Annotated in this window: 12 protein-coding genes and 1 pseudogene; 6 read left to right on the top strand and 7 right to left on the bottom strand. The window is 40.7% G+C overall.

Translation table 11 applies throughout. From position 1 onward, the window contains the following. Positions 1 to 11: 11 nt before the first annotated feature. The gene (locus A923_RS0113970) at positions 12 to 920 is read right to left on the bottom strand and encodes a hypothetical protein (protein ID WP_017222298.1); all 909 of its coding nucleotides are present in this window, start codon (positions 918 to 920) and stop codon (positions 12 to 14) included. A gap of 418 nt (positions 921 to 1,338) precedes the next feature. On the opposite strand from A923_RS0113970, the gene A923_RS0113965 reads away from it, so the two are divergent. The 6 genes from A923_RS0113965 (at position 1,339) to A923_RS0113940 (ending at position 9,346) form a co-directional block, all read left to right on the top strand. Continuing rightward, positions 1,339 to 3,699, top strand: coding sequence for a mechanosensitive ion channel family protein (locus A923_RS0113965; RefSeq protein ID WP_017222297.1), 2,361 nt, complete (start codon positions 1,339 to 1,341; stop codon positions 3,697 to 3,699). Positions 3,700 to 3,815: 116 nt separating this feature from the next. Then, positions 3,816 to 4,994: a glycosyltransferase family protein gene (locus A923_RS0113960; RefSeq protein WP_017222296.1), complete on the top strand. Its 1,179-nt coding sequence runs from the start codon at positions 3,816 to 3,818 to the stop codon at positions 4,992 to 4,994. A gap of 81 nt (positions 4,995 to 5,075) precedes the next feature. Next, complete coding sequence (locus A923_RS0113955; protein ID WP_017222295.1) at positions 5,076 to 6,239, top strand: glycosyltransferase family protein; 1,164 nt, start codon at positions 5,076 to 5,078, stop codon at positions 6,237 to 6,239. Between the two features lie 47 nt (positions 6,240 to 6,286). After that, positions 6,287 to 7,516 carry a glycosyltransferase family 4 protein gene (locus tag A923_RS0113950; RefSeq protein ID WP_017222294.1) on the top strand — a complete coding sequence of 410 codons (1,230 nt, stop codon included), beginning with the start codon at positions 6,287 to 6,289 and terminating at the stop codon, positions 7,514 to 7,516. Next, positions 7,503 to 8,768, top strand: a complete 1,266-nt coding sequence (locus A923_RS0113945; RefSeq protein WP_017222293.1) for a glycosyltransferase family 4 protein — start codon at positions 7,503 to 7,505, stop codon at positions 8,766 to 8,768. The genes A923_RS0113950 and A923_RS0113945 overlap by 14 nt, the downstream gene beginning before the upstream one ends. Then, complete coding sequence (locus A923_RS0113940) at positions 8,765 to 9,346, top strand: histidine phosphatase family protein (RefSeq protein WP_017222292.1); 582 nt, start codon at positions 8,765 to 8,767, stop codon at positions 9,344 to 9,346. Before A923_RS0113945 ends, A923_RS0113940 begins: the two co-directional genes overlap by 4 nt. A gap of 94 nt (positions 9,347 to 9,440) precedes the next feature. Here the strand turns inward: A923_RS0113940 and A923_RS0113935 are convergent, their stop codons facing one another. The 6 genes and pseudogenes from A923_RS0113935 to A923_RS22280 all read right to left on the bottom strand — a co-directional run. After that, a complete protein-coding gene (locus A923_RS0113935) occupies positions 9,441 to 10,871 on the bottom strand; it encodes an OmpP1/FadL family transporter (RefSeq protein ID WP_017222291.1) in 1,431 nt (476 codons plus the stop codon). Between the two features lie 373 nt (positions 10,872 to 11,244). Beyond that, positions 11,245 to 12,537: an OmpP1/FadL family transporter gene (locus A923_RS0113930; protein ID WP_017222290.1), complete on the bottom strand. Its 1,293-nt coding sequence runs from the start codon at positions 12,535 to 12,537 to the stop codon at positions 11,245 to 11,247. Positions 12,538 to 12,650: 113 nt separating this feature from the next. After that, entirely contained in the window at positions 12,651 to 13,895 is a 1,245-nt protein-coding gene (locus tag A923_RS0113925; protein ID WP_017222289.1) for an outer membrane protein transport protein, read from the bottom strand. Between the two features lie 589 nt (positions 13,896 to 14,484). Further along, positions 14,485 to 15,498 carry a class 1 fructose-bisphosphatase gene (gene fbp / locus A923_RS0113920; protein ID WP_017222288.1) on the bottom strand — a complete coding sequence of 338 codons (1,014 nt, stop codon included), beginning with the start codon at positions 15,496 to 15,498 and terminating at the stop codon, positions 14,485 to 14,487. 328 nt (positions 15,499 to 15,826) lie between these two features. Beyond that, on the bottom strand, positions 15,827 to 17,587 hold the full coding sequence (locus A923_RS0113910) for a BatD family protein (protein ID WP_017222286.1): 1,761 nt from the start codon (positions 17,585 to 17,587) through the stop codon (positions 15,827 to 15,829). Continuing rightward, a pseudogene (locus A923_RS22280) lies at positions 17,581 to 17,929 on the bottom strand (hypothetical protein); the annotation flags it as partial. The gene A923_RS0113910 and the pseudogene A923_RS22280, both read right to left, overlap by 7 nt.

Here is a 17,929-nt window from a genome sequence, read left to right as displayed (position 1 = left end):
AGAGTATTTGGTTACGAAGGTACTTTACCGTTACCACCGCCGCCAGTACCACCAGTACCGTCACCGCCACCTGTTGGTGGTGTTGGTGTTGGCTTATCAATTGGCTTAGCTTCTTCACCTACCGTTGGTACTTGTGGTAAGTCTGGAATAGGCTGGTCTTTTTCAACAGCATCAACTACTTTTTCAATGTCAGCATCGGATACGGTGATTGTCACTACTCCACCAGATGCACCAGTTGGGTAGTTTGGTGACGAATCGATAACTGAATCGGCAAGAGCACTCGTTGATTTAGCAAGGTCAGCTACACTTGTCGATGAATTATTTTCATCTGCGTTTGCTAGTACATCAGATAGTACTGCCGTTGTCGCAGCAAGCAGACTAGCATCAGTTGAATTAGTTGTACTTAATTCTTTTAAAACTGCATCTGTATTAGATAGTAATTTACTTACATCTACACCATTATCAATTAATGATCCTAAACCTAGCGATACTAATACAAGACGTGCACCTTCTTTTGAATATGGGTTACCTGTTGCTTTTAACTCTTTAGCAATCAATGTTGTCAATGGCGACGCTGTTACTGGTTTACCAGCTTCAACCATACCTTTAGGAATAGTGTAAGTAACACCCACCATTGATTTACTATTCGTTACGTCAATAGCACCCGCAATACCGAAGAACGTAAATGCACAAGTTTCCGGTGATACTAGAGTTGTTAACTCAAAGAATTTAGCATTACCGTCCTGACCCGTGATGATACCACCTTCAGATGTACCATCATCACATATTACACTTGCAGTCATGCCTCGTACTGCTGGATCAAATGCTTGAACTGATAGGCCTGTAGGTTGACCGTTATCATCATTACAGCCTGATAGTAAGATACCGGCAACCGCTACCGCAAGAAGTTTAATTTTCACTGTTTATTCCTTTAATTATAATTTTTGCAAGAGTTGCCTAATATCAATAGATTCAGGCAGACTTTAAAATAATACGATATCTACATTTTTAGGTAGATTACCATTTACACTTCTTTACCACAAGTGTTGTGTGATTGTAAAATATGTTTTTATATGTAAACTTACTTCTATAAATATAACATGCGTTTATTGTAAATTCGCTTAGGTTTATGGTTTGTTAATTAAAAATTAGATATAGGTAGTATTTTTATATTTTAAATTAGTTTTACTTCTTAATTATACTTTTTTCATCGTATTTCGGATGGTTGCTTTACAGTGCTTTAGTGATCAGATGTTCGTTAGTTATGTTGCTAGATCGTAAAGTTTTGATACTATAGTTATTCTTATCTTATCCTTATAAAAAATAATTGGTATTGCTATGCACAAGATTATTCGTTTAAGTCTTCCCAGTCGTATTGTTGCGACATTATTACTTAGCATGTTGTTGATGCTAAGTAATATGCCATTAGTGCATGCAAGTGATGCCGTTTATTTATCATCAGACTATGTCGCTGAAAATAACTTACCAGTCAGCAATGCTGTAGCGCAGGGTACAGCTGGTGAGAAACAACCAACGATTCAGCTCCCAAACCGTAACCGTGGCAACTCTGAAAATAAAATAACCGATGAAGATCGTAATTGGCGAGTTCTAGGTCGCGAAAATAGAGGCTATGGAGACAAAGATAATAAAGATTATCGTTATAAGAATGATGATATGGCACGTTTTATTTTCTTAATGGATGCCAAAGATCGTAAAAATAAACTATTAGCTAGCTTGGCTTTGTGGCCAGAACACCAAGAAAAATTGATTAATAACTTAACCGATGGGCAAGGTGCAGCACGTTTTTCATCTTTGTTTACGATTTTTGTATTAATGCTGGTTTGTGGTTTTATTGTTGAGCGTATCGCCAGTGTCAAAATGAACTCTTTTTCTGAGGGCGTGGCTAAAGAAAAAGACACCAGTTTTAAAGATAATCTTGATTACTTATTAATGCGTGGTTTTTTCCAATATGTTGGTATCGCCATTTTTGCTTTAACAGCCGCGCTGATTGCTATTTATAACTACGCAGAAACAGACCCATTTAGACTACTCAGCCTGCATGCATTAGGTTTAGTTGTAAAAATAAGATCGCTTACAGTGATATTAAGACTGATCTTCGCACCTTATGCACGCGGCAATCGATTATTTAAAATCGATTGTCAGTCAGCAAGTCGCCTGTATTGGTCAATTCTTGGGTTTATGGCTGTTTATCTTACTATTACAACGTTTTGGCGTATTTTAGTGGTGTTCTCGTTAGACCCGATCTTGTTTGCTTTAATCATTCCCTCTACCGGTATGATTCTGAATGTATTGTCCATTACCTTTATTTGGTTCAACCGTAGAACGATAGAATCTTTGTTTGTCAGTGGTAAAGAGACTAGCTCTGCCTTTACCCGTTTCTTACGTCAAACATGGACCAGTGTATTCACCATCTGGTTATTTATGGCTTGGGCATTCTGGGCTATGTATGAGTTTTTGGGCTATTACGAACAAGCAGATAACTTTACGCCAATTTGGTGGTTGACCTTTGTTTATCCAATATTAGACCGCTTTATTTTTGTGTCGCTTGGTCAGCTTAAACGTATATCTTGGTTGCAGAGCCACTCGTTTGAACAGCGTTGTGATAAGTTTATTAATCGCGTGATTATAGCGCTGCGTGTTATCTTTGCCGCGGTTATTTTTTATCACATCGATGCTAGCTTTGATCATAATGCATGGGAAAAATTAGCGAGTAGCTTTGGTAGTTTCATCCAAATGTTTGTGGATATCATCATCGTTGTTATTGTCGCTTATGCTATCTGGGAAGTAATTCAATCTGCGATAGAACGCCATTTACCAGCTGATATTGATGATAGTGGCACATCGACATTGGAAGGTGAAGGCGGTGGTGGCGGTGCTTCTCGTTCTGAAACCTTACTGCCATTGGTGCGTTCATTTTTAATGGTGTTCTTATTTTCTAGTGTGCTATTAATGATCTTAAGTATTGTCGGTGTTGAAATTGCGCCGCTGCTAGCTGGTGCCGGTATCGTTGGTATCGCGGTGGGCTTTGGCGCACAAAAATTAGTCCAAGATGTCATTTCTGGTATTTTCTTTTTGCTTGATGATGCCTTCCGTCGTGGTGAGTATATTGAGGCTGCAGGGTTACGTGGAACGGTTGAACGTATTTCTATTCGTTCAATTACATTACGTCATCATCTTGGCGCAATACAAACGATTCCTTTTGGTGAAATGGCGACCGTACGTAACTTGTCTCGAGATTGGATTACCAAGAAATTGGAATTCAGATTAGATTATCGCACCGACGTTGAGAAAGTGCGCAAGCTGATCAAGAAGGTCGGCCAAAAAATGTTATTGCATCCTGAATATGGACAGCATTTCTTATTACCACTAAAGTCACAAGGGGTGACGAGGGTTGAAGAGTCTGCGCTTATTTTCCGGATGAAGTTTACCTGTGTACCTGGTGAGCAATGGGTTATTCGCCGCGAAGCATTTAGATTGGTACAAGAATCATTAAAAGACAATGGCATTGAGTTTGCCCATCGCTCTGTGCACGTATTAACTCAGCATGACGGTAAAGAAGACATTCAAAACAGTATTGAAAAAAATGCTGAACTCGCTGAACAAATAGGTGCAGCGGCTGCATTAAGCGCATCTGCAGACATTAAAAAGAACGACAAAATAGATTCGGATTATAATTAATTCGCAGTCAATCTTTAACAATTTGAATGGGTTGTTTAGTGAGCGTTGCGGTATCTTAGGTTGCGCTTTTTTGGTAACCTTATCGCCTTAGTTGTATTTAGTGAAAGAGAGTTCGAGTGCGTAGTAAATTAAATAATAGCCGTTTGCTTATCTACAGCCATGACTCTTTCGGTCTTGGCCATTTACGTCGTTGTCGCACCATCGCACATGCGTTAGTTGACCGATATAAAGGCTTATCTGTTTTAATTATTACAGGTTCGCCGATTATTGGTCGTTTTGATTTTAAAGCCCGTGTGGATTTTATTCGCATACCTGGTGTGATCAAACTGCATAATGGCGAATATACCTCACTCGGCTTGCTTATCGATCTTGCTGATACGATGGCATTACGTGAATCTATCATTCTCAATACGTCTAAAGTTTTCCAGCCTGACATTTTTCTTGTCGACAAAGAACCGGGCGGATTGAAAGATGAAGTTGTTAGCACGTTAACGCATTTTAAAGATACAGACACCAAATGTATTCTTGGTTTACGTGATGTGATGGACTCTCCCGAGTTGTTAAAAAAAGAATGGCAAAAGAAAAATGTGATGCCATTACTTGAAAATCTTTATGATGAACTTTGGGTTTATGGTCCTGCTGAGGTATCCAACCCATTGCAAGGATTGGACATTAAACAAGTGGTGACAGATAAAACCTTGTTTACTGGCTATCTACCAAGACAGCTACCACAACAAGTCGATACCGACGCGATTAATTTCCCCGACAGACCTTACATTTTGGTCACACCTGGTGGTGGCGGAGATGGTATTGAGATGATTGATTGGGTTCTCCGTGCTTATGAGAGTAGCCCGACTCTGATGCCTGCTTTGTTTGTGCTTGGTCCTTTTATGCCTGCCACTGAACGCAATGATTTTTTGCGCAGAGCGGAAGTACTTCCTCATGTAGATGCACTTACATTTAGCAATCATCTTGAGCATTTAATGTTTGAGGCTGAAGCTGTAATAGCGATGGGTGGTTACAATACTTTTTGTGAAATACTGTCGTTTGATAAACCAGCCATGATTTTACCTCGCACGCAACCGCGAGAAGAACAACTTATTCGTGCGCGTAATGCCGCTGCGGTAGGGCTGTTATCTATGCTCGATTTAGATTCAGAACGTTTAACTGAGACTATGGTCGACGGTATTATTAGCCTTTTAAAGCAAGATAAACCGAGTAAACATAAACTTGATAATTTGCTCAATGGCTTAGATTTTGTCGCTGATCGATTCGGTGAGTTGGTTGTAAAATAACAGTAGTTAGTAGTTAGTAGTTAGTAGTTAGTAGTTAGTAGTTAGCTTTCTTTTTAATTTGTGTTACCGCAAGGACCAGATATGTCAGCACCGCGTATTATGTATTATGTGCAATATTTATTAGGTATTGGTCACGTTCGCAGGTCATCTCTTATCGTGCAAGCGCTCTGTGAGCAAGGCGCACAAGTTGATGTTATTTTTGGTGGAATGCCTGTGCCGAGTATGTCTTTTGGTCATGCGACCATGCACCAGTTAATGGCTGTAAAGAGTGCTGATTCCGGTTTTAGTGGTTTAGCTAAAGCAGATGGCACACCAGTCAGTGATGATGATAAAAAGCAGCGTACACAGGCTTTATTAGCGCTTTGTGAAACGCTCCAACCAGATTTAATTGTTACTGAAACCTATCCATTCGGACGCAGACAAATGCGCTTTGAATTGTTACCACTGCTCGGTTGGGCTAAATCGCAGGATAAGCCGCCTGTGCTTGTTTCATCTATCCGCGATATTTTACAACGACGTTCAACGATCAGAGAACAAGAGTACGTCAACCTTGTTAAAACCTATTACCAACACGTATTGGTACATGGTGATGAAGATTTCTATCCATTAGCAAGAAGTTTCCCTGTTGCCGATATGATTGCGGATAAAATCAGTTATTCTGGCTATGTGTGCCCGACATTAGTTAATCAGTCTAGCTCGCCTAAAACAAGGGACACGATAGTGGTGTCTGTCGGTGGTGGCAGTATTGGTAAAGATATTTTAGTTGCGGTGATGGCGCTGTATAATAGTGGATTTGCAGCGGATAAAAAGTGGTTACTGATTACTGGGCCAAATATGGACAGTGCTGATAAAGTGTATTTCCAAGCGCAGCAACAGTCAAACTTACAGGTTGTCGATCTTGCTGATGACTTTTTAAGTGAGCTAAGTAATGCTTACGTGTCAATTTCAAGGGCAGGCTATAACACGGTCATGGATTTATTATTAACTGGCGTACCCGCTGTCGTGATCCCGTTTGAAGGGGAAGGGGAGACTGAGCAGTTAGCGCGAAGTGAAGTATTGGCTGAAGCGAAAGTGCTGCAATTCGTCAAGAATGATGAGTTGAGTGTCGATACATTAAAAACGGCGATTAATAATGCACTAAATAGCACTGCAGAGACGGTTAATATCGATAATCAAGGCGCATCTCAAAGCGCTAAATTGCTTATTGAATGGGCTGTTGATAAAGGTGCAGAAACGAGGCATTAGTCGTCTCGTTATTATTGTAAATCATAAAAGTTTAAGGTCTGTCTGTAGTGAAGAAAATTGCATTAGTACTTAAAGGCTATCCACGCCTATCAGAAACATTTATAGCACAAGAAATTCGCGCATTAGAATTACGCGGTTTTGATATTACCTTAGTGTCGTTACGTCATCCGACTGATACCAGTACGCACCCAATTCATCAACAAATTGAAGCGGAGGTCCTGTATTTACCCGAGTATTTGCATGATGAACCACTACGGGTTTTAAAAGCATTTTGGAAGTTGGGGACTCAATTTTCGCTGGTTAAAGTATTTAAGCAATTTTTCCGTGATTTAAAACGTGATACTAGCCGTGGTCGTGTTCGTCGCTTTGGTCAAAGCCTAGTATTAGCCGCAGAAATGCCTGAAGGTGTTGAACAAATGTATGCACACTTTCTGCATACGCCAGCGTCAGTAACACGGTATGCGGCACTGGTAAATGGCTTACCTTGGTCTTGTTCTGCGCACGCTAAAGATATTTGGACTACTGAGCAATGGGACTTATCAGAAAAGCTTGCAGAATTAGAATGGTTATCGACTTGTACAGCCGCCAATCATGAATACTTACAATCCCTTGCTAAAGATCCGAGCAAGGTGCATTTGGTTTATCACGGTTTAGACTTCACACGTTTTCAACATGTTGATCGCGTGTCTCGTGCTGATGTTAATGGCAGTTCTGTTGATAAGCCAGTAAAAATTATCAGTGTTGGTCGCGCGGTACCGAAGAAAGGTTATGATGATTTATTGAATGCGCTGGCTAAACTGCCAAAAGATTTACACTGGCAGTTAACCCATATTGGCGGTGGCGGTATTTTGAAAGCGTTACGCCAGCAGGCTAAAGAACTCGGTATTGAACAGCATATTGAATGGCAAGGCGCACAACCACAATTAACCGTGCTTGAAGCATATCGTGAAAGTGATTTGTTTGTGTTAGCAAGTAAGATTGTTGCAGATGGTGATAGAGACGGTATGCCGAATGTATTGATGGAAGCACAAAGCCAGTCGGTATGTTGTTTGGCCACGGATATTTCAGGTATTCCTGAGCTGATTGATAGTGGTGAAAATGGCGTATTGGTTGAGTCTAATAATGTTGAGCAACTAACGGCGGCATTATTAGATTTACTTCGCGATGGTGAAAAGCGTGAGCGTTTAGGCGTCGAAGGGCAGAAACAACTGCACCAACGTTTTGATGTCAAAATCGGCATCGACCAGTTAGAAAAGCTGTTTGATGATCGAGGCTAATACAGCTGCTAGAGCAGGTCTTAATAAAAGTGTAAAAACAGGCGTCGCATTTTATGCGCCGCTTAAATCACCCTCACACCCAAATCCATCAGGTGATCGCAAGATCGCCCGATTATTTATCTGTGCACTAGAGCAGGCTGGTTATCATGTTGAGCTGGCTAGTCAGTTACGTTCTTTTGATAAAGCGGGCGATGAACTGCGTCAGCAGCGACTCATTGACCTTGCTAAGAAAGAAGCAGGCAGGATAATGCGACGTTGGCAGCAACAAGGCTTTACGCCGCAAGCTTGGTTTACCTATCATTTATATTACAAAGCGCCAGATCTCATTGGCCCAATCATCTGTCAAACTCTGAATATACCTTACATAGTTGCTGAAGCATCATGGGCTGAAAAACGCGCTGATGGTCCTTGGGCCTTGTATCACCAGCAAGTGGCTGATGGCTTGAAACTGGCGAACACAGTTGTGTGTATTAACCCAAGGGACAAAATTGCGCTGACCGACTTCTATGCTGATAGACTGGCAAAGTCTGCTTCACCGCTTGTTACCCTCAATGCTTTTATTGATGATTTACCTGTTAATAATGATGATCTGCTTGCTAATCATAATACTACAGCGACAACAAATAAGTTAATGCCTTCTAATTTAACGAGGCAAGATTTAGCGGATAAATATGGTTTAGACATCAAGTTACCTTGGCTTATTACTATCGCCATGATGCGCAGTGGTGATAAACATAGCTCATATCAGCAACTCAGTTCAGTGGTTGATTTGTTACAGCATCCTTATCAACTATTAATTATTGGTGAAGGCGTGATGCAAACTGAAGTACAGGCTCTTTTCAGGCAACATAAACAAGTTAAGTTTGCAGGAGCTGTTGAAAATAGCCAAATAAGGCAGCTATTACCACATTTCGAACTATTAGTTTGGCCGGCGATAAATGAAGCCCTTGGCATGATCTTTCTAGAAGCTCAGCAAGCGGGCGTAGCCATTGTTGCTGGCGACCAGGGGGGCGTGAGCTCAATTGTAAGTTATAATGTCACAGGCCTCCTCGTTGATGCATATAACGCGGATGCTTTGGCATTAGCGGTTGATAATTTACTTACTGATCCAGGCAAATTAAATGCGATGAAACAAGCTGCTATTGAATATGTTGCTTTACATCATTCCATCGATGCCAGTGCGTCACAGCTTAAGCAGGTGATTGAGGGAGCTATTGAGAGTGTAGACCTAAAGGATAAGACACAGTCATGATCCACGTTTATTTTATCCGCCATGGTCAAACGCAATGGAATGTTGAAAAACGTTTGCAAGGTCGTACTGATATTCAGTTAAATGAAGCTGGTAGATTGCAAATAGCTGCTTACCAGTTACCTGAGTGTTTACTGTCTGTACCTTGGTTTACTAGTCCGTTATTAAGAGCTCAACAAACGGTTGAGTTACTTGGCGTTGATGCCAATACTGAAGGCGCATTGATCGAAATGAGTTGGGGAGATTGGGAAGGAAAAGCATTAGCTCAATTAAGACAGCAAGATCCAGTTTATGTTGCTGAACAAGAATCTTTGGGGTTAGATTTACGGCCTGTTGGTGGTGAGTCTCCTCGTTTAGTTGCAAAGCGGGTTAGTGCTTGGATTGAGACCTTGGATATTGCCAATGTAGAGCAGCGAATTGGTTGTGTTAGTCATAAAGGTATTATACGTGCTATTTATGCCAGTGCCACGAATTGGGATATGTTAGGTAAACCACCGCATAAACTCAACTTTCATTGTGCCCAGCATTTTTGTTTTGATAGTGGATGTTGGTTTATTGGCGAGCTTAATATTCCGTTATAAATGGATGTTTTCGAATTAGCGTTTACTCTGTAGTAAGCGCTAATTCGTTATTATTTTTATGAATAGTTCATTATCTTATAAGCTCAAATCCGTCTTAGAAAACTAAATTCATTTGTGCTGAACCAACAACCGCTTCGGCTTTATTGGTAAACGCATACGTTAAGCCGGTATTGCTATCTGTCTCAGTAAATGACGTTTCTTCACCAACAATGTAGGCAGCGGCTAGATCAATCGACAGTGTTTTACTTATGTTAAATGTTAGACCTGCTGTATACCACTGGCGTTCTGAATCTGGAATACTGATCGTAGTATCACCAGCACTTTCATCTAACGCGTAACCTGCGCGTAAGATAATTTTGTCGCCTAAGTAATATGATAAACCTGCTGAATAACGAATGTTGTCTTCATAGTTGTAAGCTTTTTCAAATAATACTAAGTCATTATTTTCAGCAGCAACACCTTTTAGACCATCGAAACTACTCCATTCAGTCCAAACAACACCATACTGAAGGGCTATGTTACCCACTCGGTGAAAACCACCGAGTTCAGCCATAGCAGGCAATGATAAATCTAATTGGCCAGTTAACTCGTCACCTTGGTAATTTGAATAGTCGCCTTCAAATGTAAGTTCGACTTCTGAACGGTAACTAACGCCAATTTTATGGTTATCACTTAGATCAAGTAATACACCTGCATTCCAACCAAAACCGATATCATCACCTTCCATGATGAATGCTTGAGTACCGCCTGCTTGGCCCGATAGTGTCGCATTATTTGCAGCGATAGCACCGCCGATTTGTGCCGCCGAAGCACCTGTTTGAGCTAATTCGGCTATACCATTCATTGCACTTAATGCTGCGCCATCACCAAGGTTACGCTCTAGCTCTGCAGAACCGTAAACGATTTGAGCACCAACGCCGAGACGTAATTTAGAACCTAGTTTCAATGCTAAACTTGGGTTTAAATTGAATGTCGTTAATTGAGTTGAACCACCCAGTAAGCCAGCTGCATAATCACCAGGAAATTCAGTATTAGTACCATAATTAGTATAACCAGCTAAACCAATAGCAAGTTTGCTACCAACAGGTATAACAGCATAAACAGAAGGAATTGTCGAAGTGTTAACGGAGTTCTCTACGTCGTAATCAGACTCACTTGGTCCACTGTAATTAGTTCCAAATCCGTTATTAAAACCTGCATAATAAGGATCAAGTGGTGTATTGTTTCCTGTGGTCTCAACTGTTGGCTCTACATAAGCGCCACCAAATGAAAAGGCAAATTTGTCAAACGATGCCGCTGCAGCAGGGTTGGTTGCTATCACTGCTGCGTTATCAGTATTGGCAGCAAAACCTGCGTTAGCATTACCCAGTGCCGATGCAGATTGCACGTTTACTTGGAATCCTGCAGCTGATGCTTGAGCGCTGGTCATCATCGTTGCGGTGATAATCGCTGTCGCTGTCGCTATTGATTTAGATATGACACTTTTTTTGAACACATTTTGTTTGAATGAATAGGTTTTTTTCATGACTAATCCCTGTCTAGTATTAATAATGTAATGTAATGTAAATACATCCATGTTGATTACAGATTTACTCGAACTTGTGTATACACGTCGCTACTTGAGTTGGACTTATTATAGGGATTTATCGAGATGTTTATGTGAGGACAAGAGACATGTTATTAGTAATACTATTCAAATTAGAATGATCGTTTGAAGTTGGTAGTTACTATCTCTTTGTGGCCTTAATATAAAAGATTTTAAAGTACTAATCTAATCTAATGTGTTTTAGTGATAATAGTATTAACCGTATTTCAAGGCAGAATTATCAAGAGCTAATACTCTATAAACCTCAGTTTATTCACTTATTAAATTATCAATTAATCAATTAATCAATCAATCAATCAATCAATTGATAATTTAACTGTAATCCAAGCATGCTGCTATTGCCCTTGGTACTTATATCGAAGTCATCAAAGCCTATCGTATCTTTAATCCGGCTGGTTTCGTATCTCGCATAAGTAAGACCCATGTCGAAGCTTAATGACCGACTGGCAAAATAAGTTAACCCAACACTGAAGTTGGCTTTTTTATCAAAGGGGATCGAGAAGGTCGCGCTTTCAGTTGCTTTTTCTGTTGACGCTCCACTGCGCAGTAAAATGACATCGTTTAATTTATAGCTTACTGCAAGTGCTATTTTCCAGCTATCTTCTGCATTTACAGATTCAATTAAACACTGCCCTTGCGGTAAATCAAAGTCGGGGTTCGCGGGGCAGCCTGCATGTGAGACTGAAACGTAATCTAGATTCTCCCAGCCATACCAAGCGAGCGAATATTGTATTGCCAATCTAGGATCAAGTTGGTGAAAACCTGATAAGGTTGTTTCACTTGGCACGGCCATGGACAGCGTGGTGGTGTCTTCAAAGACGAGGTCATTATTCCTTGCAAGAGTCGTGAAATCGCCTTCGGTTTCAATTTTCGTTGCTGATCGATAAGATAACCCGAACTGATGGTCTTTATTTATTTTATAGAGTGCACCAATATCATACCGAAAGCCCAGGCCTGTGCCACTGAAGTCTTGATATATTTGACTCGGGTTAGTGGGGTTTTGTGCGCCATAATTTGTTGCTAGTTTATAATTACCATGGATGGCGCTAACGCCAAAGCCGAGATACAGTTTGTCTGTTAGTTTGACTGCGGCATTTGGGTTTATTTCATAAGTGAACAAAGAACGTTGTCCGGTGACGATCCCGGCGGGGTATGCCGTATCATAATTATTACGTACGTTATAATTTGAGAAGGTAGCAAAACCAAATGACCATTTATCATTAATCGGAAAGGCGAAATAGGCTGATGGGACGACGTAGTTATCGCCAATATTCGCGTTATCTAATGCGTCGGATGCACCATTTGAATAATACTCCCCATTAATGTCTTTCTCTGATTTAACAAAGATGGCCGCGATTGAGATACTCGGATGATCAAATGCTGCGGTGATCGCTGGATTGATGGCGATATTTGCGAGGTTCGTTGTGTCTGCTGCGCCGCCAGCACCTGCGTTACCGAGTTCGATGGCTGAGGTTGTTGAAGATTGGTAGGCTGCTGCGTAAGTTAACGGACTGTAATAGGTAATCAGACTCAGAAGCGCACTTAGATAGACGATAGGCGAATCACGGATACAACATTGACTCATATTTATTCCCTTAAAATAATGCTCTATTTTAAGGTTAGTCGAAAATAAAAATAGCGCCTTAAGGCGCTATTTTATTACTGTATTTAGATATTTATATTACTTATCTAACAGTATTAGAAACGGTAGTTTGCTTGTGCTGAAGCAATGATTGCATCACCTTGACCTTTGAAAGTATAACCGTACTCAGAGAACTCAATTTCTTTTGTATAAATATAAGCGAGTGCGAAATCAAAACTAAAAGCTTCATCTAGGTTGTAAGTTGCACCAAGAGTATACCAGTAGCGGTCTGTATCTGGGATGCTAAGTGTTGTTTCACCTGCTTGTTCATCAAATGCGAAACCCGCACGTAACGTTGTGTTACCGGTATAAAATTCTGTACCAATTGCGTAACGAATGTTGTCATCATAACTTTCTTCTTTTTTGAAACATTCACCAGCAGCACATTGATTGCTTAATGCCTCAAGTTCAGAGAATTTGCTCCATTGTGTCCAAAGCGCACTATAAGTTACGGCAATTTTCGGCGTTACCTTATGGTAACCAGAAATTTCAGCCGTTGCAGGTAACGGAATTTCTAAGGTAGTTTGAATCTTGTTACCACCACTGGTAGCTCCGGTGAAGTCACCTTCAAACTCGATATCAACTTGTGAACGGTATGCTACGCCAATTCTATTCTTTTCGCTAAATTCATACAGTGCACCAACGTTCCAGCCGTAACCCCAAGCATCACCTTCCAATAAGAACAATTGCTCGTTAGCGGAACCACCAAGGCCTCCTTTAGCTGGCGGAAGTATAGCTAAATCACCTTTATTACGTTTCAGAGTGGCTGTCGCGTATACAGCGTTAACACCTAAACCTAAACTTAGATCATCAGTGGCCTTAAAAGACATACTTGGGTTGATATTGAACGTGAGAAGATCCGTTGTACCAGCAGCAAAGCCTACAGCGTGGTCATCTTCATGCTCGGAAACCATACCGTAGCCTGAAAACATAGCTAGACCTACGGCCACTTTTTCATTGATTGGTTGAACATAATACATTGCAGGAACAAAAGCATCATTAATGACGTCGTTTGAATCTAGGCGTGAAGGATTGTTTAAAATAGGGTCATTTACCCCTTCAATGTCTGCGCTTGGTACAATGTAAGAGCCAACAATTGAAATTTCAGCTTTATCGAAAAGAGACATAGCTGCAGGGTTGCGTGCAATTACCGCAGCATTATCAGCAACGGCTGCTTCACCAGCAAAAGCTCGTCCAAGACCAGATGCTGAATGTTCGCTTACTTGGAAACCAGCAGCAGAAGATTGTGCAGTTACCAGCAGTAGGGCTGTAGCAAGCGTTGTTTTTTGAAATTTAGACATAGTTAATTACTCATTTTTATAAGTTTTATTTTGTTTAACTCGCTACTGGTAGCCCACTGAATAGATAAACAAAGTTCCTTTTGTTTATCGTTAAAGAGTTAAGGTCAGACCAGTTGTCGATGGTATGAGTAAATAGTAACTGGTTGTGCATGCTTTGTAATTAATAATAATTACAGTGTGTGCTATTTGATTATTAAGACTTGACGTTTCTAGTTAAAAATAGTTGATGGTGTAATTTAACTTAAGTCATTGAAAGTATACGCTTAATTTGAGCGCGCAGGTGTTGTTGTTAAATTGTTATCGATATCCAATTTATTAGAGTAGTTATTCTTATGTTTATCCTGTCAAAAAAAATGATTAAATTTGTGATATGGATCAAAATACCGTGTCAATCTTTTTTGAGACTAAATTTCATTAAGTGTCACGTCTGTCATGTTTAATCATATTGTTGTGTATAATATATACAAAGGCTTATAACAAAAAGTCCTGTAACAAAAAAACCACGCCACCTTCTTAATAGAGGATGACGTGGCTTCAAAGGATTACTTAAAGAAGAGGGGGGTCTAGGCTTCCTCTTTTCTTTTTCTTTCTATTTATCTTTGTACTCGGCCATAAACTGATGTGCTGTATCCATCATGTCTACAGAACCGGTGAAGAAAGGCACGCGTTGATGCAATTCTTTTGGTTTTAGATCTAGGATTGGTGTGTAACCATCAGTCGCTAATGCACCAGCTTGTTCAGCAAGGAAAGCCATTGGGTTGCACTCGTATAATAAGCGCAATTTACCCGTTGGTGCTTGTGCTGTTTGTGGGTAAATGTAGATACCACCTTTAAGCAGGTTACGGTGGAAGTCAGAAACCAAAGAACCGATGTAACGAGACGTATAAGGACGGTTCGTTTCGTCATCTTCTTCCTGGCAATACTTGATGTATTTTTTAACACCCATTGGGAATTTGCTGTAGTTACCTTCATTAATCGAGTAGATTTTACCTGATTTAGGGAAGGTCATTGCTTCGTGAGATAAGCAGAACACACCGATTGATGGGTCGTAAGTGAAACCATGAACACCGTTACCAGTCGTAAATACCAGCATAGTTGATGAACCATATACCACATAACCAGCGGCAACTTGTTTACGGCCAACTTGTAAGAAGTCGTCCATTGATACAGGACCGCCAACTGGAGATATACGACGGTAGATAGAGAAAATTGTACCAACAGAAACGTTAACATCGATGTTTGATGAACCGTCTAGGGGATCCATTAATACTACATAATTAGCATTACGGCTGTTTTGATTGTCGAAAAATACATAATGATCTTCTTCTTCAGAAGCAATACCACAAACTTCACCACGTGCCATTAAAGCATTTTTAAATACTTCGTTTGCGTACATATCGAGTTTTTGCTGTTCTTCGCCTTGGATGTTTTCAATGCCACTTGCACCGGTAATATCAACTAGACCAGCTTTGTTGATTTCGCGGTTTACAATTTTAGCTGCAAGTTTGATTGAACTTAATAATGCTGTTAACTCACCTTTTGCATGAGGAAAATCAGATTGATTCTCAACGATGAACTCACCAAGTGTTTTATGTATAGACATTCCAATTCCCTAATAAAGCAATAATTAAATCCGATAACTGGATCTAGTTTGCGCTTTTTTAAGGGGGATATCTAGTGCGGGTAATAGATAAATGTATGTAATTTGTAGATTCACTTGTTAACTTTCAGTTAATGCAACTCAGCTTTCAGGTGAAAGGCCTAGTTGCTCATATGAATGTTTCATTTTCATATTCGAGAGAGGTTGTTTAATGTTCGAGCATTTGTTATTGGTTTTTTAATGCTCGAATTCGAACATTTTGGGCGTGTTGTTATTTTCACAAACGAAGTAGGCGTCTTTTTTGACGCCACTTCGAGAGATGATGGGGTTGCTACTGTGGATTAAGTTGCGATTTTATATTGGCTTGTTGCGATTTTGTTGTGACTTGTTTTGAGCGTCGTAGTTTGGTCAGTTGAACCAACAGTGCTTGCCCATTCCAAGTTGTTGACGCTGTCTTTTTAGCATAGCTAAAGGTTAATAGATCCTGACAAGCTTGCAGACATTCTTGACTCATCGGCAGTGAAGCTAGGTGCTGATCTTTGATCTCGGGCCAGTGTTGTTTAACCCAAGCATGCAATAGCGGACTGCTTTGTTGTGCATCATTGTTTTTCAGCGCCGTTTCTAATAGTGGCCAGATATTATCTGATTTAGCACTGTTAGTTATTTGTGGGTTAACTGTTTGTTGATGACCTTTACGTAACATCAACCAAGCAACACAGGTTAATAACCACAATCCAGCAAAGAGAAAGGTTAACCAACGCCATATCGGAGATTCAGTTGTTGCTGTTGGCGGTGTTTGTATATTTGATTTGTCACTGTTACTGCCCTTGTTAGGGGTTGAGCTTGTTTGATCATCTTGATTGTTGGCATTGCTGACAACTGCTGCGCTATTTTCACTTGCGACGATAGTGACCGTTTTAGCGGGTAGCGTTGCCCACTCTTGTTGTTGGCTTTTGTTATTAAACCAAGGTACAGATACCGCGGGTAATATCAGTTCACCCACTTGATTGGGAATGATGGCAAAGCTAAGTACTTGTTGCGCGAAATAATTACCTTGTTGTGCAAAACTCGTCAACTGTGGCTTATCAGGGTAGATCTTGACTGTTTTAGGCCAAGTCATCGCCAAATCGGGTAGGGCTGATTTATGGACGTTCGCAGCGGTTAATGTAATGGTACGAGTGATCGGTTCACCTTGTTGATAAGTACTTTGTAAGGGTTGTAACTCTTCGTTTAGCTGAACAAAGTCACTGACTAACCATTCGCCTTTATACGTACTGGGTTGTGCCTGAATATTTAAATTTAACGAGTCTGCTTGGATAATGACTGGGGTAACCGGTCCTGAGCGATAACCGCGTTTGGCGGTGCTTACCTGACCTTCAAACCGACTTGGTGTAATTGCGTTTGTTCCTGCGGTATTGATGGTGATCGCGAATTGACGCGTGATGGTTTGATAACGGCGGCCGTTAATCACTTCACTGCCATTTTCATCTTTGCCTATTTGCTTCACTGTGCCATCAGCCACTTCTGGCTCGGTGATATTACCGGCTTGCATCTCGGTGTTCTGGGCTATGTACAAGGTTGTGGTATAGATAAATTGCTGACCGACATAGATGGCGGTATCCGCGACATTCGCTTTTAATTCAACATTACGGTTATTGAGACCACGGCTACTAGCGGTCGATGATGAAATGACGTTTAGGTTAATTGGTTTGGTTGTCGCGTCATCAATGGTAAATGCTGGGATGGTATAACTGCCAATATTGCGTGCCATTAGTACCGTTGTAAATGTCGTTATATGGGATTTTTTACCATTGATATAAGACGTTTGACTGTTTGTCGATGTTCTACCCACCACAAAATCAGCCAGCAGTGCAGAACTGTCCCAATCGCTGGCACTGATACTTTCATTCGCACGGATCTCAAGAATGAAGCTGCTGCCTTGTATGATAGGGTTTTGATTGACCGACGCTATCATTTTTAATGCCGCATTGGCCTGAAAACTAAGCGTAAATAATAAGCCTGCAAGGACGATAATACTCGCTATTGGTGAGAACTTAGAATCGCGGCGATGTGTGTGTTTTGCCTTTACCATATTTGCTCCGAGCTATTTTGCTGATTAGATCCAGCTTTACGTTGCTGACTTTCTATATACATTTTATTTTTTAATAACCGAGAGGGGTCATCAGGGATATTGCGTAACCATTTCTGTAAGCGTTGCTGCTCTTTTTTTTGTTCTAATTCTAATGGTGTTTTCTGCGCTGCTGGTATACCTTGGCCGTTACCTTCTTCCGCCGTTTCATCGCTGACTTCTTGTTGTCCAGCTAGACCCGCTTTATCTTGCTCATCCTGTTGGTTCTGACTGTCTTGCTGGTTCTGACTGTCTTGCTGGTTCTGACTGTCTTGCTGGTTCTGACTGTCTTGTTGGTTCTGACTG

It is taken from the genome of Moritella dasanensis ArB 0140 (assembly GCF_000276805.1).
Lineage (GTDB): Bacteria > Pseudomonadota > Gammaproteobacteria > Enterobacterales > Moritellaceae > Moritella > Moritella dasanensis.
This window is presented reverse-complemented; position numbering and strand designations above follow the sequence as displayed.

Coding starts and splice junctions, on each gene's coding strand:
- A923_RS0113910 (WP_017222286.1), bottom strand. CDS start 17,587: ATGGTAAAGGCAAAACACACACATCGCCGCGATTCTAAGTTCTCACCA.
- A923_RS0113945 (WP_017222293.1), top strand. CDS start 7,503: ATGATCGAGGCTAATACAGCTGCTAGAGCAGGTCTTAATAAAAGTGTA.
- A923_RS0113965 (WP_017222297.1), top strand. CDS start 1,339: ATGCACAAGATTATTCGTTTAAGTCTTCCCAGTCGTATTGTTGCGACA.
- A923_RS0113935 (WP_017222291.1), bottom strand. CDS start 10,871: ATGAAAAAAACCTATTCATTCAAACAAAATGTGTTCAAAAAAAGTGTC.
- fbp (WP_017222288.1), bottom strand. CDS start 15,498: ATGTCTATACATAAAACACTTGGTGAGTTCATCGTTGAGAATCAATCT.
- A923_RS0113930 (WP_017222290.1), bottom strand. CDS start 12,537: ATGAGTCAATGTTGTATCCGTGATTCGCCTATCGTCTATCTAAGTGCG.
- A923_RS0113925 (WP_017222289.1), bottom strand. CDS start 13,895: ATGTCTAAATTTCAAAAAACAACGCTTGCTACAGCCCTACTGCTGGTA.
- A923_RS0113940 (WP_017222292.1), top strand. CDS start 8,765: ATGATCCACGTTTATTTTATCCGCCATGGTCAAACGCAATGGAATGTT.
- A923_RS0113955 (WP_017222295.1), top strand. CDS start 5,076: ATGTCAGCACCGCGTATTATGTATTATGTGCAATATTTATTAGGTATT.